Origin of the sequence: Variovorax sp. V116 (assembly GCF_041154435.1) — a bacterium.
GTDB classification, from domain to species: domain Bacteria; phylum Pseudomonadota; class Gammaproteobacteria; order Burkholderiales; family Burkholderiaceae_C; genus Variovorax; species Variovorax paradoxus.
Map to the genome: position 1 here is coordinate 1,821,310 of NZ_AP028661.1, position 12,586 is coordinate 1,833,895.

Below are 12,586 nucleotides of genomic sequence, written 5' to 3' on the forward strand. Positions count from 1 at the left end.
CACAGTTCTGCCTAGTCCCTGCGAGGCACATGACTTTCCAGTGTGTACCTAAGTGTTCTTTTGTTGGCTGTGCTGGAAACCAAGGTGCCGATGGTGTTCCGGCGGCGGGCGCTCACCTTGCCAGCTGGATCGGTGCCGGGGGCCGTTCGGGGGAAAGAATCTGCCAGAGGCCGGGCGCCACGCCTTCGAAGGCGGCCGCATAGCGCTTGGCGCGGCCGTCCTCGCCGGTCACGTCGCGTATCGCGATGCTGTCGATGCGGCCGGGGTGGGCGCGCGCGACCTGTCCGTAGATCTCGGGATCGCTCTCGCCCGAATCGCCCACCAGCATGAACCGGCGCTGCGGAAAGTCGGCCAGCAGGCGCTCGATCACGCCGAGCTTGTGCGTGCGCGAATCCTGCTCGCCGGGGATGAGCGTGCGCCAGGTCGTGCTTTCGCGCAGGTGCATGCTGCCCAAGGGAAAGTCTGCATCGCGAAGGAAATCGGCGAGCGCGCGGTACAGCTGTATCGGGCTGGCCGAAAGATAGTGGAAGCGCGTGTCCGGCGCCTTGGCCAGCGCGCGGTAGTACGCCGCCATGCCGGGGGCCGCCTCGAAGCGCCGCGCAAAGGTGTTCAGCAGCATCTCGCGCCGGTCGCGCACCTGGGTGCGCTTGATGGTGTCGTCGATGTCCGAAATGACCGACAGCCCCTGCGCGGGAACGATCAGCGCCTCGCCCCTGAAGCGGTGCAGCAGCTCGCCGGGCCCGGTCACGGCATGGAACTTCAGCCACTCGCTCGAAGGCGAGAGGCGGGGCACGTCGATGACGATGCGCATGTTCATGCGGCCGTCCGCGCCCGAAGGCGGCGTGGCCACGCGCGCGGCGCTGCCGTCGAAGTCGAGTTCGAACACCTTGCCTTCTTCCGACTCGGCGTGGAACAGCGCGGTGCGCTGGTTGAAGCGCAGCCGCGCCGCCGGCGAGAGCTTCTTGAGGTTCAGGCCCAGGTAGCGCGCGAACGCGGCATTCAGGCCCCAGCGGCGCTCGGGTTCGTAGACCCAGGCATGGATGTCGACTTCGAGCCGGCCATCGGCGGTGGGGCGCGCGGTGCCGGGGATGAAGAGCGCTTCCTGGTCGGGATCGAGCCGCTCGGCCGCGCGCAGCGCCTGCATGGGCGCCAGGCCGCAAAGCAATGCGGCGCCGACCATGAGGGAGCGGCGCCGCAGCGGCGGGGCGATGGCGCGCGGCTCCTCTGCGTTCATGCCTTCGATGGCGCGATGCGTTCGTAGGTCACGAAGCTGTAGTTGAGGCCCTCCTTCGCCGAGACATGCGCTTCGCGCTTGGTTTCGCGCCAGGCGGAGGGGGAGAGCTCCGGCGCATGCGCATCGCCTTCGTAGTCGTGCGCGAGCTCGGTCACGACCACCTGCTGCGCGAGCGGCTCGGCCTCGGCGTAGATCTGCGCGCCGCCGATGATCCACACGTCGGGCACCTGCGATTCCTCGCACAGCGCGAGCGCTTCCTGCAGGCTGCCCACGCGCCATGCGCCTTCGGCCTTCCAGTCGTCCTGCCGCGTCACGACGATGTTGCGGCGGCCCGGCAGCGGCCGGAAGCGCGGCGGCAGCGAATCCCAGGTCTTGCGGCCCATGACGACCGGGGCGCCGGCCGTCTGCTGCTTGAAGTGAACCATGTCTTCGGGCAGGTGCCAGGGAATGGTGCCCTTGGCGCCGATCACGCCGTTGGCGGCGCGCGCGAAGATCAGGTGGATGCGCGGTGTCGTGGCGAGCTCGGACATGGGCCTACACCGCCACCGGTGCCTTGATGGGATCGTGGTGCCGGTAGTCGAGCACCTCGAAGTCTTCGTACTGGTAGTCGAAGATCGAGGCCGGCTTGCGCTTGATGTGCAGCGTGGGGTAGGGGTAGGGCGTGCGGCTCAGCTGCAGCGCCACCTGCTCGGCATGGTTGCTGTAGATGTGGCAGTCGCCGCCGGTCCAGATGAAGTCGCCCACGTCGAGATCGCACTGCTGCGCCACCATGTGCGTGAGCAGCGCGTAGCTTGCGATGTTGAAGGGCACGCCCAGGAAGATGTCGGCGCTGCGCTGGTAGAGCTGGCAGCTCAGCTTGCCGCGCTCGCCCGGTGCCTGCGGCGGCGCCACGTAGAACTGGAAGAAGGCATGGCAGGGCATGAGCGCCATCTTCGAGAGCTCGGCCACGTTCCATGCGCTCACGATGATGCGGCGCGAATCGGGGTTGGTCTTCAGGGTCTTGATGACTTCGGAGATCTGGTCGATGTGGCCGCCGTCCGGCGTCGGCCAGCTGCGCCACTGCACGCCGTACACCGGGCCCAGGTCGCCGTCCTCGCGCGCCCACTCGTCCCAGATGGTGACGCCGCGCTCCTTGAGCCAGTTGTTGTTGCTGGAGCCGGTCAGGAACCACAGCAGCTCCTGGATGATGGACCTGAGGTGCACCTTCTTGGTGGTCACCAGCGGAAAGCCTTCGTGGAGGTCGAAGCGCATCTGGTGGCCGAACACGCTCTTGGTGCCCGTGCCGGTGCGGTCGCTCTTGTGGACGCCGTGCGTGTCCACATGGCGCATGAAGTCTTCGTACTGGGAGCGGACGGGGCGGGCGGGCGAGGTCATGTTGGGAATTTTACGGGGCGGCGCTAGCATTGGCCGATGACCGGCCATGACCACTCCCACGAACACAGCGAACTCGGCGAGATGGACCTGCGGGTGCGGGCGCTCGAGAGCGTGCTCACCCAGAAGGGCTACATCGATCCGGCCGCGCTCGACGTGCTGATCGACACCTACCAGACCCGCATCGGCCCGCGCAACGGCGCGCGCGTGGTGGCCAGGGCCTGGGTCGACTCAGTGTTCCACGACTGGCTGCTGAGGGATGCCACGGCCGCCATCGCCTCGCTGGGCTACACCGGCCGGCAGGGCGAGCACATGGTGGCGGTGGAGAACACCGCCGAGCAGCACCACATGGTCGTCTGTACGCTTTGCAGCTGCTATCCCTGGCCGGTGCTCGGCCTGCCGCCCACCTGGTACAAGAGCGCGCCGTACCGCTCGCGGGCCGTGAAGGACCCGCGCGGCGTGCTGGCCGATTTCGGCACGGTGCTGCCCGAATCGACGCGCATCCGGGTCTGGGATTCGACCGCCGAGGTGCGCTACCTCGTCATCCCGCAGCGCCCCGAAGGCACCGAAGGCATGAGCGAAGAAGAGCTTGCCGCGCTGGTCACGCGCGACTCGATGATCGGCACTCGGCGGGTGGAAGCCGCCTCTACAGGGGGTGCTTCATGAGCTATGTCACGCATGCCGACCTTGGCGGCCAGCCCGGTTTCGGCCCGGTCACGCCCGAGCCCGAGGGCGAGCTGTTCCATGCCGCGTGGGAGCCGCGCGCGCTGGCGCTCACGCTGGCCATGGGAGCGACCGGCTCCTGGAACATCGATGCGAGCCGCGCCGTGCGCGAGACACTGCCGAACTACCGCGACCTGAGCTACTACCAGGTATGGCTTGGCGCGCTCGAGCAGTTGATGCTGCAGCGCGGGCAGGTTTTTCCCGACGAGATCGCGACTGGCGAGATGCGCCATCCGGCCGAGCCGGTCGCCCGCGTGCTGCAAGCCGGGAACGTGCCCGCGGTGCTCGCCAAGGGTTCGCCGACCGAGCGCGCCGCGCCAGGCCCTGCGCGCTTCGCCGTCGGGCAGGCCGTGCGCATGCACATCGGCAAGGCCGACCATCACACGCGGCTGCCGGGCTATGTGCAGGGCAAGCGCGGCACCATCGAACATGTCCATGGCGCGCATGTGTTTGCCGACGCACATGCGCAAGGCCAGGGCGAGCAGCCGCAGTGGCTCTACACCGTGGTCTTCGACGAGGCCGAGCTCTGGGGCAATGCGGCGCCGCGCCAAAACCTCTCGGTGTCGGTCGATGCGTGGGAAAGCTACCTGGAGGCTTCCGCATGAAGATCGACATGCCACCGCTCGCGCTCGCGCCCGGCATGCCGCGCGATGCCGATGGTCCGGTGTTCCGCGAGCCGTGGGAAGCGCAGGCCTTTGCGATGACGCTCGCGCTGCACGAGCGCGGTCTGTTCAGCTGGGTCGAGTGGGCCGAAGCGCTTGCGGCGCAGATCGCGGCCGCGCAGGCCGCGGGCGACCCCGACACCGGCAACACCTACTACCGCCACTGGCTCGCCGCGCTCGAAAGCCTGGTCGCGCGCAAGGGCGCCAGTTCGGACGAGGAACTGGCACGTTACCGCCACGCCTGGGACCATGCGGCCGACCGCACGCCGCACGGGCAGCCGATCGAGCTGCGCGGCGAGGATTTCCCTGGCTGATCTGCTGTCTTGCTCCTTCCCCCGCTGGGGGAAGGTTGGGATGGGGGCTGCCCCCGCATCGGCGCAGCGCTCAATCGAAGGCCGCGTGCCCCCACCCCGGCCCTCCCCCGGGAGGGGAGGGAGAAATACAGCTGCCTAGACGCGGATCACGCGGCCCGGGTTCAGGATGTTCTTCGGATCGAGCCCGCGCTTGATCGCCCGCATCATCTCCAGCGCCACCGGCGACTTGTGCTTCTCGAGCTTGTCGACCTTGAGCGAACCCACGCCATGCTCGGCCGAGAACGAGCCGCCGAACTTCTCGACCGCGTCGTACACCAGCGTGTTGATGCGCTCTTCCTCGTTCTTCAAGAAGGCCTTGGTGTCGATGTTCTCGGGCGCCTGCACGTTGTAGTGCAGGTTGCCGTCGCCCAGGTGGCCGAAGTTCACCAGCCGCACGCCGGCAATCTCGCGCGCCAGCAGTGCGTCGGTTTCCGCCACGAAGGCCGGAATGCGAGACACCGGAATCGAGATGTCGTGCTTGATGTTCAGGCCTTCTTCGGCCTGCGCGAGCGGAATGCTCTCGCGGATGTGCCAGAGCTGGTGCGCCTGCGCGAGGTTCTCGGCCACCACCGCATCGGTCACGCAGCCGTCTTCGAAAGCCGTTTCGAGCAGCGCCTCGAAGCGCGAACGTGCATGGTCTTCGGATTCGCTGTCGGAGTTCTCCAGCAGCACACAGTACGGCACGGCCTCGTTGCCGATGAAGGGCACGCGCAGCTGCGGCATGTGCTTGTCGACCAGGCTCAATGCAAAACGGCCCATCACCTCGAAGCCCGTGAGGCCCGAGCCCAGCTGTTTGTGCGCAAGGCCCAGCAGCGTGACCGCGTGGTCGAGCGAGGGCACCGCGGCCCAGGCCGTGAGCTGCGCGGCGGGCAGCGGGTAGAGCTTCATGGTGGCCGCGGTGATGATGCCGAGCGTGCCTTCGCTGCCGATCATCAGGTCGCGCAGGTCGTAGCCGGTGTTGTCCTTGCGCAGCCCGCTGGTGCCTTCCCAGATCTCGCCCTGCGGCGTGACCACCTCGAGGCCCAGGCACAGCTCGCGCGTGTTGCCGTAGCGCACCACCTGCGTGCCGCCGGCATTGGTCGCCAGGTTGCCGCCGATGGTGCAGCTGCCCTCGGCCGCAAGGCTCAGCGGAAACAGGAAGCCCTGCTTCTCGGCCGCCTCCTGCAGCGTCTGCAGGATGCAGCCGGCCTCCACCGTCATCGTGAGGTTGGCGGCATCGATGGTGCGGATGGCGTTCAGCCGCTGCAGGCTCAGCAACACCTGCGTGCCGCTGTCGTCGGGAATGGAGCCCACGGCCAGGCCGGTGTTGCCGCCCTGCGGCACGATGGCCGTGCCCGCCGCGGCGCAGGCCTTGACCACCTCGGCCACCTGCTGCGCATTGGCCGGCCGCACCACGGCCAGCGACTTGCCGCGTGCGCGCTTGCGCCAGTCCTGTTCGTAGGCCGTGAGGTCGCCCTCGTTCAGCACGTGCTGCGCACCCACGATGGCGCGCAGTTGATCGACGAGGGAAGCGGAAGAAGAAGTCGTCATGGGGTGGAAGTCTCCAGTTGGCGGGCCGCCTTGGCATTGCGCAGGCGCAGCCGCACGTGCCAGGCGCAGGCCGCAAAGAGCATGAGGCACAGCAGCACCTCGATGAGCGCGAGCACCTGCCCCACGCCGTTGGTGTCGCTCCAGGCGCGCACCACGCCCTCGGTGAAATAGAGCCAGATCATCAGGCTGACCCAGCGGTAGGTGTACATGCGGTTCTTGTAGAGCCCCGCGAGCGGAATGACCAGCGGCAGCACCTTGAGCGCCAGCAGCGAGCCGCCCGGCCGCAGCGGCGCGAGCCACAGCTCCCAGGCCAGGCCCAGCACGATCAGGCCGGCAAGGCTGCCCACGGCGAGCCAGCGGGTGGCGCTGACGGAAGAAGAGGCTTGCGGCGTGATGGTTGTCATGGGCAGAACACCGCGGAACCGGGTTGGCCGGGCCGGCTTTTTCGAGCGCAGGCCACGGCGACACGAAGTGCGCGAAGACGAGGGAAGGATTCGGGTTCTTATGATACCGGCCATGAATCGTCGTCAGCTCTGGAGGGATCTTTCGCGCTTTCCGTGGGGCAACACCGCGGCGGTGCTGGGCGAGCGTTTCCGCGAAGACCGGCTCGGCCTCACGGCCAGCAGCCTCACCTTCACCACCACCATCGCGATGGTGCCGTTCTTCACGGTGGCGCTGGCGCTCTTCACCGTGTTCCCGATGTTCGCCAAGCTGCAGGGGCGGCTGCAGCGCTGGCTCATCGAGAGCCTGATTCCCGACAACATCGCGCGCCAGGTGCTGGGCTACCTGAACCAGTTCTCGAGCAAAGCCGGCGGCCTGGGCATCGCGGGCCTGGTGGTGCTCTTGATCACCGCCATTGCGCTGATCCTCACCATCGACAAGACGCTCAACAACATCTGGCGCGTGCGCTCGCCCCGGCCCTTTGCGCAGCGCGTGCTGATCTACTGGGCCGCCATCACGCTCGGGCCGCTGATCCTGGCGGTGAGCCTTTCGACCACCTCGTACGTGTTTGCCGCATCGCGCGACGTGGTGGGCGGAAGCATCCTCAAGCTGTTCTTCGACACCTTCGAATTCGTGCTGCTCGCGGCCGGCATGGCCTCGCTCTACCACTACGTGCCCAACACCAACGTGCGCTGGTCGCATGCCTGGGCCGGCGGCTTCTTCGTGGCGGCCGCCATCGAGATCGCCAAGCGCGTGCTGGGCTACTACCTGAGCCTGGTGCCGACCTATTCGGTGCTCTACGGCGCCTTCGCCACTGTGCCGATCCTGCTGGTGTGGATCTACGTGGCCTGGGTGATCGTGCTGCTGGGCGCGGTCATCGCGGCCTACCTGCCGAGCCTGCTGACCGGCGTTGCGCGCCGGGGCGGGCGGGCCGGGTGGCCCCTGCAACTGGCCATGGAGGTGCTGCAGCACCTGGCGCGGGCGCGCGCCACGCCGGCCAAGGGCATGGGCGCCACCGAGCTCGTCACGCGCATGCGGGTCGATGCGCTGCAGGTGGTGCCGGTGCTCGAAACGCTGGTGGCGCTGGACTGGATCGCGCCGCTCGCCGAGGAAACCGCCAACGAGGATCCGCGTTATGTGCTGCTGGCCGATCCGTCCACGCCGATCGAGCCGCTGCTGAGGGAACTGCTGATGCCGCGCGCCGAGCCGCTCGAAGACCTCTGGCGCAAAGGCCCGCTGCACTCGCTGCGCCTGGGCGACGTGCTCCTGATTTGATAGCCCTCAGAGCTTGACCTTGCCCAGCCAGATGTCGCGGTACATCGCCCAGTCGCCCATGAAGCTGTAGAGCGGGCGCTTGAACGAGGCCGGCCTGTTCTTCTCGAAGCCGAAGTGCCCGACCCAGGCAAAGCCGTAGCCCGCGACCAGCCCGGCCAGCAGCCAGAGCGGGTTGAGCGTGGCAACCAGCGCCACCAGGCACAGCAGCGAGATCGTCGAGCCCGCGAAGTGCAGGCGCCGGCAGGTGCGGTTGGCGTGCTCGCTCAGGTAGAAGGGATAGAACTCCGCGAAACTCTTGAAACGTCGCGGATCGACAGCAGATTCCGGGGCAGTCGTGGTGTTCATCGTGCGGGTCTCCTGAACGCCGGAGGCGCTTTGTCCATAATAGCCACGACCCTTGGGCCGCACCACTGCGGCTTCGTATTCACACCTGCACCGCATCAACCTTGAGCGCCCTTCCTGCCGCCCCCGTTTCCGCCGAGCCGGCCAGCGATGCGCCGTGGGTCGTGTGCCTTTGCGCCGAATGGTGCGGCACCTGCCGCGACTACCGGCCGCTGCTCGAGCAGGTGGCGCGGGCGCATCCGCAGTTCCGCTTTGCCTGGGTCGACATCGAGGACCACGCCGAGATTGCCGACGCCTTCGACGTCGAGACCTTTCCCACGCTGCTGATCGCCGGTGCCGACGGCACCCGCTTCCTGGGCCCGCTGCTGCCGCATGCCGAGACGCTCTCGCGCATGCTCGGTGCGTTGCAGGCGCCGCAGCCTTCCAGCCTCGACGTCGACCTGCTGCTCGCGGTGCTCGAGAAGCGGCCCGGCGAGTTCGCGGTCTGACCGCGCCCCATCCCATGAACATCCTGATCTTCGGCGCCACCGGCATGGTGGGGCAGGGCGTGCTGCGCGAATGCCTGCTGGCACCCGACGTGGCGCGCGTGGTCGCGGTCGGCCGCAGGGCCACCGGGCAGCAGCATCCGAAGCTGCAGGACCTCGTCATTCCGGACATGACCGACTACAGCGGTGTCGAGCCGCAGCTGCAGGGCTTTGACGCCTGCTTCTTCTGCCTCGGCGTGTCGTCGGTGGGCATGAACGAGGCCGACTACAAGCGCATCACCTACGACCTCACGATGGCCGCCGCCACCGTGCTCGCGCGGCTCAACCCGGGCATGACCTTCACCTACGTGACGGGTGCGGGCACCGACAGCAGCGAGCGCGGCAGCCGCATGTGGGCGCGCGTGAAGGGCGCGACCGAAAACGCCCTGCTCAGGCTGCCGTTCAAGGCCGCCTTCATGTTCCGCCCCGGCATGATCCAGCCGCTGCACGGCGTGCGTTCGAAGACGCCGCTCTACCAGGCCGCGATCATGGTGCTCAAGCCGGTGCTCGGGCTGGCCCACCGGCTCTGGCCCGACAGGGTGACGACCACCGAGAAGGTGGGCCGCGCCATGCTGGCCGTGGCACGGCACGGCGCGCCGAAGGTGCTGCTCGACCCGGCCGACATCAACGCGCTGGGCCGCTGAGGCTCAGGCGCTCGACCGCGCGCGGCCCAGCTTGCGCCGGCCCGCGCTGGCAATGGCATGCACCAGGTGTTGTACGAACGCCTGCGCCAGCGGCGTGAGCGTGCGGCCTTCGAGCGCCAGCACCTGCAGCTGCCGCTGCTGCAGCGGCGCCTCGGCGAACGGGCGCGCCACCACCGTGCCTGCATCGATGAGATGCGTGACCGTGAGGTGCCCCGACAGCATCACGTCTGGCGTGCGCAACAGCGGCAGCAGCACCGATGAAAAATTGCTGACGAAGATCGCGCGGTACTGTAGGCCCTGCAGGCTGCAGGCCTGGTCGAACAGCTGCCGCGCGGTCACGCCCTTGTCGCCCACGGCCAGCGGATAGCGCACGGCGTCGGCCACGGACACCACGCGCTGGCGCGCCAGCGGATGGTCGGGGCGCAGCACCGCGAACACCGGCGCATTGGCCGAGTGCTCGATCTTCAGGCCGGGCTCCGGCGCCACCACGTACTTGAGCGCGATGTCGGCCTCACCGCGCGCGAGCAGCGCGCTCACGCCATCGGGCGAGCCCACGTGGAGCTCGAGCTGCGTGCCCGGATGCGCCGACTCGAAGCTGCGCATGACCTGCGGCATGAAGTGCGCGGCAAAGCCTTCGGTGCAGGCCATGCGGATGCGGTGCGCGCTGCGGCCGCCGAGGTCGCGCACCTGCTCGATGACCTGCTCGATGTCGAGCTGCGCATTGCGCAGGTGCGCCGCGAGCCGCTCGCCCGCCGCGGTGAGCGCCATGCCCCGGGCGTGGCGCTCGAACAGGGGCGTGCCCAGGCTGTCCTCGAGCTTGGCGATCTGCCGGCTGACCGCCGACGAGGCCACGAACAGCCGCGCCGCGGCCTGGCTGACCGAGCCGCTGCGCGCCACTTCGAGGAAATGGCGCATCGGAATGCTGAGGAGCGGTGGTGCCATGGCGATTGGAGCGTTGCCTTGAAGGCAATGGTAGCTTGCGAATTCGGTGCTGGAAGCATTGCCCTGCAGGCCTTGTACTTGCTGCATCCCACGCCAACAGGAAATCCCCTCATGCAACGTACCGAAAGCCTTGCCGCGGCCGCCGCCTATTTCGACGACGGCGGCTTCTTTGCCGACCTGCAGCGGCGCGTCGCCTTCCGCACCGAGAGCGACACCGGCGCCGCCACGCCCGCGCTCGGCGCCTACCTGCGCGACGAGCTGGTGCCGCCGCTGGCCGCGCTGGGCTTCGAATGCGAGATCGTCGAGAACCCGGTGGCGGGCGGCGGGCCCTTCCTGATCGCGCGCCGCATCGAAGACCCCGCATTGCCCACCGTGCTGAGCTATGGCCACGGCGACGTGGTGAGCGGGCAGGACGCGCAGTGGGACGAAGGCCTCGGCCCCTGGGTGCTCACCGTGCGCGGCGACCGCTGGTACGGGCGCGGCACGGCCGACAACAAGGGCCAGCACGGCATCGCGCTCGGCGGGCTGGCGGCCGCACTGCGCGCGCGGGGCGGGCGCCTGGGCTACAACATCACCTGGCTCATCGAGACCGGCGAAGAGGCCGCGTCGCCGGGCCTGCATGCGGTGTGCGAGCAGCAGCGCGAGCGGCTGCGCGCCGACCTGTTCATCGCGAGCGACGGGCCGCGCGTGAGCGCCGCGCGGCCCACGCTGTTCCTGGGCTCGCGCGGCGCCGTCAACTTCAGCCTGCGGCTGCGCGCCAGGGCGCGGGGCTACCACTCGGGCAACTGGGGCGGCGTGCTCGCCAATCCTGCCACCGTGCTGAGCCATGCGGTGGCCTCGCTGGTGGATGCGCGCGGGCGCATCCTGGTCGAGGCCTTGCGGCCGGCTGGAATTCCGCAGGGCGTGCGCGAGGCGCTGGCCGATATCGCCATCGGTGGCGGCGCCGACGATCCCGCGCTCGACGACGGCTGGGGCGAGCCCGGCCTCCGCCCGGCCGAGCGGCTGGTGGCGTGGAACACCATCGAGGTGCTCGCGCTCGGCGCCGGCTCGCCGCAACGGCCCGTCAATGCGATTCCGTCCGAGGCGGTGGCGCATTGCCAGCTGCGCTTCGTGGTCGGCACGCCGTGGCGCGAGCTCGCGAGCATCGTGCGCGCCCACCTCGATGCGCATGGCTTCGGCGATGTGGAAGTGAAGGTCACGCTGGAAGGCGCGGCGACGCGGCTCGACGTGGAGAACCCCTGGGTCGACTGGGCCCGGCGCTCCATCGAAAGGAGCAGCGGCCAGCGCGTCGACCTGCTGCCCAACCTCGCGGGCTCGCTGCCCAACGACGTCTTTGCCGACCTGCTGGGCCTGCCCACGCTGTGGGTGCCGCATTCGTACCCGGCCTGCGCGCAGCACGCGCCCAACGAGCACCTGCTGGCGCCGCTGGCGCGCGAGGGCCTGCAGATCATGGCCGGCCTCTACTGGGACCTGGGCGAGCCGGGGCTCGCGCCGTGGGCCGCTGGAAAAACGCAGCACACCGCGGCCGCCTGATTTCTCTTCCTGGACGAACCCCAATGAAAACTGCTCTCTTCCATCGGCTTCGTGGCCTGCTGGCCTGCACCTTGGCGCTCGTGGCCTTCCATGCGCCCGCGCAGGAAAAATGGCCCGACAGGCCCGTGAAGCTGGTCGTGCCCTTTCCGCCGGGCGGCGGCACCGACATCGTCGCGCGGGCGATGGGGCAGGGCCTGTCGGAGCGGCTCGGCCAGCCCGTGGTCATCGACAACAAGCCAGGCGCCGCCACCATCATCGGCACCGATGCGGTGGCCAAGGCCGCGCCTGACGGCTACACGCTGCTGCTCTCGGGCTCCACCAGCTACAGCGTGAACCCCGCGCTGCGCGCCAGGCTGCCCTACGACCCGGTGCGCGACCTCGCGCCCATTGCCATCGTCGCGCGCACGCCGCTGGTGCTGGTGGTGGGGGCCGGCACGCCATGGCGCTCGCTGCCCGAGCTCATCGCCGCCGCCAAGGCCAAGCCGAAGAGCATCCGCTACGCCACCTTCGGCGCCGGCTCGGGCCCGCACCTCGCGGGCGAGCTGCTTGCGCTGGCCGCGGGCATCCAGCTGCAGGACATCCCGTACAAGGGCAGCAGCCAGGGTTCGATGGCGGTGATCGGCGGCGAGATCGAGGTCGGCATCGACACCGTGGCGGCCGTGGCGCCGCATGTGCGCTCGGGCAAGCTGCGCGCCCTGGGCATCGTGGGCGCGGCGCGCTCGAGCATGCTGCCGGAGGTGCGCACGCTGGCCGAGCAGGGCCTGCCCGATGCCACCTTCGACGCCTGGTACGGCTTTGCCGCGCCGGCGCGCGCGCCGCCACCGGTGCTCGACAAGCTGGCGCGCGCCGTCACGGCCACGATGGGCAGCGCGGCCCTGCAGGCGCAGCTGCGCGCGCAGGGCATGGAGCCCGTCGTCATCGGCGCGCCGGCGTTCCGCAGCCAGATGGAGGGCGAGATTTCCCGCTACCGCGCGCTGGCGCACCGCGCGGGCATCGCGGCGGAATAGAAGCG

General features: G+C 69.2%; 15 protein-coding genes. 8 read left to right on the plus strand and 7 right to left on the minus strand.

Annotated features, from left to right (window positions below; all coding sequences use genetic code 11):
* Positions 1–112 precede the first annotated feature (112 nt).
* From ACAM58_RS08515 to ACAM58_RS08525, 3 genes are read right to left on the minus strand one after another with little or no spacing between them, the layout of a single operon-like run.
* On the minus strand, positions 113–1,234 hold the full coding sequence (locus tag ACAM58_RS08515; protein ID WP_012746804.1) for a phosphatase domain-containing protein: 1,122 nt from the start codon (positions 1,232–1,234) through the stop codon (positions 113–115).
* A complete protein-coding gene (locus ACAM58_RS08520) occupies positions 1,231–1,764 on the minus strand; it encodes a dihydrofolate reductase (protein ID WP_012746805.1) in 534 nt (177 codons plus the stop codon). The genes ACAM58_RS08515 and ACAM58_RS08520 overlap by 4 nt, the downstream gene beginning before the upstream one ends.
* Before the next feature lie 4 nt (positions 1,765–1,768).
* Positions 1,769–2,608 (minus strand): thymidylate synthase, encoded by an 840-nt coding sequence (locus ACAM58_RS08525; protein WP_369664306.1) that lies wholly within the window; start codon positions 2,606–2,608, stop codon positions 1,769–1,771.
* A gap of 36 nt (positions 2,609–2,644) precedes the next feature.
* Between ACAM58_RS08525 and nthA the strand changes: the two genes are divergently transcribed.
* From nthA to ACAM58_RS08540, 3 genes are read left to right on the plus strand one after another with little or no spacing between them, the layout of a single operon-like run.
* The gene (gene nthA, locus ACAM58_RS08530) at positions 2,645–3,271 is read left to right on the plus strand and encodes a nitrile hydratase subunit alpha (protein WP_012746807.1); all 627 of its coding nucleotides are present in this window, start codon (positions 2,645–2,647) and stop codon (positions 3,269–3,271) included.
* Entirely contained in the window at positions 3,268–3,933 is a 666-nt protein-coding gene (nthB, locus tag ACAM58_RS08535) for a nitrile hydratase subunit beta (RefSeq protein WP_012746808.1), read from the plus strand. Before nthA ends, nthB begins: the two co-directional genes overlap by 4 nt.
* The gene (locus ACAM58_RS08540) at positions 3,930–4,304 is read left to right on the plus strand and encodes a nitrile hydratase accessory protein (protein ID WP_012746809.1); all 375 of its coding nucleotides are present in this window, start codon (positions 3,930–3,932) and stop codon (positions 4,302–4,304) included. The genes nthB and ACAM58_RS08540 overlap by 4 nt, the downstream gene beginning before the upstream one ends.
* A 135-nt stretch (positions 4,305–4,439) precedes the next feature.
* Here ACAM58_RS08540 and ACAM58_RS08545 read toward each other — a convergent pair whose 3' ends face one another.
* Positions 4,440–5,873, minus strand: coding sequence for an FAD-binding oxidoreductase (locus ACAM58_RS08545; RefSeq protein ID WP_369664307.1), 1,434 nt, complete (start codon positions 5,871–5,873; stop codon positions 4,440–4,442).
* Positions 5,870–6,277 carry a DUF2069 domain-containing protein gene (locus tag ACAM58_RS08550; RefSeq protein ID WP_012746811.1) on the minus strand — a complete coding sequence of 136 codons (408 nt, stop codon included), beginning with the start codon at positions 6,275–6,277 and terminating at the stop codon, positions 5,870–5,872. Before ACAM58_RS08550 ends, ACAM58_RS08545 begins: the two co-directional genes overlap by 4 nt.
* Before the next feature lie 100 nt (positions 6,278–6,377).
* Here ACAM58_RS08550 and ACAM58_RS08555 point away from each other — a divergent pair, with 100 nt between their 5' ends.
* The gene (locus ACAM58_RS08555) at positions 6,378–7,589 is read left to right on the plus strand and encodes a YihY family inner membrane protein (protein ID WP_012746812.1); all 1,212 of its coding nucleotides are present in this window, start codon (positions 6,378–6,380) and stop codon (positions 7,587–7,589) included.
* 6 nt (positions 7,590–7,595) lie between these two features.
* Here the strand turns inward: ACAM58_RS08555 and ACAM58_RS08560 are convergent, their stop codons facing one another.
* Positions 7,596–7,934 carry an Mpo1-like protein gene (locus tag ACAM58_RS08560; protein ID WP_012746813.1) on the minus strand — a complete coding sequence of 113 codons (339 nt, stop codon included), beginning with the start codon at positions 7,932–7,934 and terminating at the stop codon, positions 7,596–7,598.
* A 101-nt stretch (positions 7,935–8,035) separates the two neighbouring features.
* Between ACAM58_RS08560 and ACAM58_RS08565 the strand changes: the two genes are divergently transcribed.
* Both ACAM58_RS08565 and ACAM58_RS08570 read left to right on the plus strand, forming a co-directional pair.
* A complete protein-coding gene (locus tag ACAM58_RS08565) occupies positions 8,036–8,419 on the plus strand; it encodes a co-chaperone YbbN (protein ID WP_012746814.1) in 384 nt (127 codons plus the stop codon).
* A 14-nt stretch (positions 8,420–8,433) separates the two neighbouring features.
* The gene (locus tag ACAM58_RS08570; protein ID WP_012746815.1) at positions 8,434–9,099 is read left to right on the plus strand and encodes an NAD-dependent epimerase/dehydratase family protein; all 666 of its coding nucleotides are present in this window, start codon (positions 8,434–8,436) and stop codon (positions 9,097–9,099) included.
* A gap of 3 nt (positions 9,100–9,102) precedes the next feature.
* Here the strand turns inward: ACAM58_RS08570 and ACAM58_RS08575 are convergent, their stop codons facing one another.
* Positions 9,103–10,041, minus strand: coding sequence for a LysR family transcriptional regulator (locus ACAM58_RS08575; protein ID WP_012746816.1), 939 nt, complete (start codon positions 10,039–10,041; stop codon positions 9,103–9,105).
* 111 nt (positions 10,042–10,152) lie between these two features.
* Here ACAM58_RS08575 and ACAM58_RS08580 point away from each other — a divergent pair, with 111 nt between their 5' ends.
* Together ACAM58_RS08580 and ACAM58_RS08585 are read left to right on the plus strand one after the other, a co-directional pair.
* A complete protein-coding gene (locus ACAM58_RS08580; RefSeq protein WP_369664308.1) occupies positions 10,153–11,574 on the plus strand; it encodes a M20 family metallopeptidase in 1,422 nt (473 codons plus the stop codon).
* A gap of 23 nt (positions 11,575–11,597) precedes the next feature.
* Positions 11,598–12,581, plus strand: coding sequence for a Bug family tripartite tricarboxylate transporter substrate binding protein (locus ACAM58_RS08585; protein ID WP_369664309.1), 984 nt, complete (start codon positions 11,598–11,600; stop codon positions 12,579–12,581).
* The last annotated feature ends 5 nt before the right edge of the window (positions 12,582–12,586 follow it).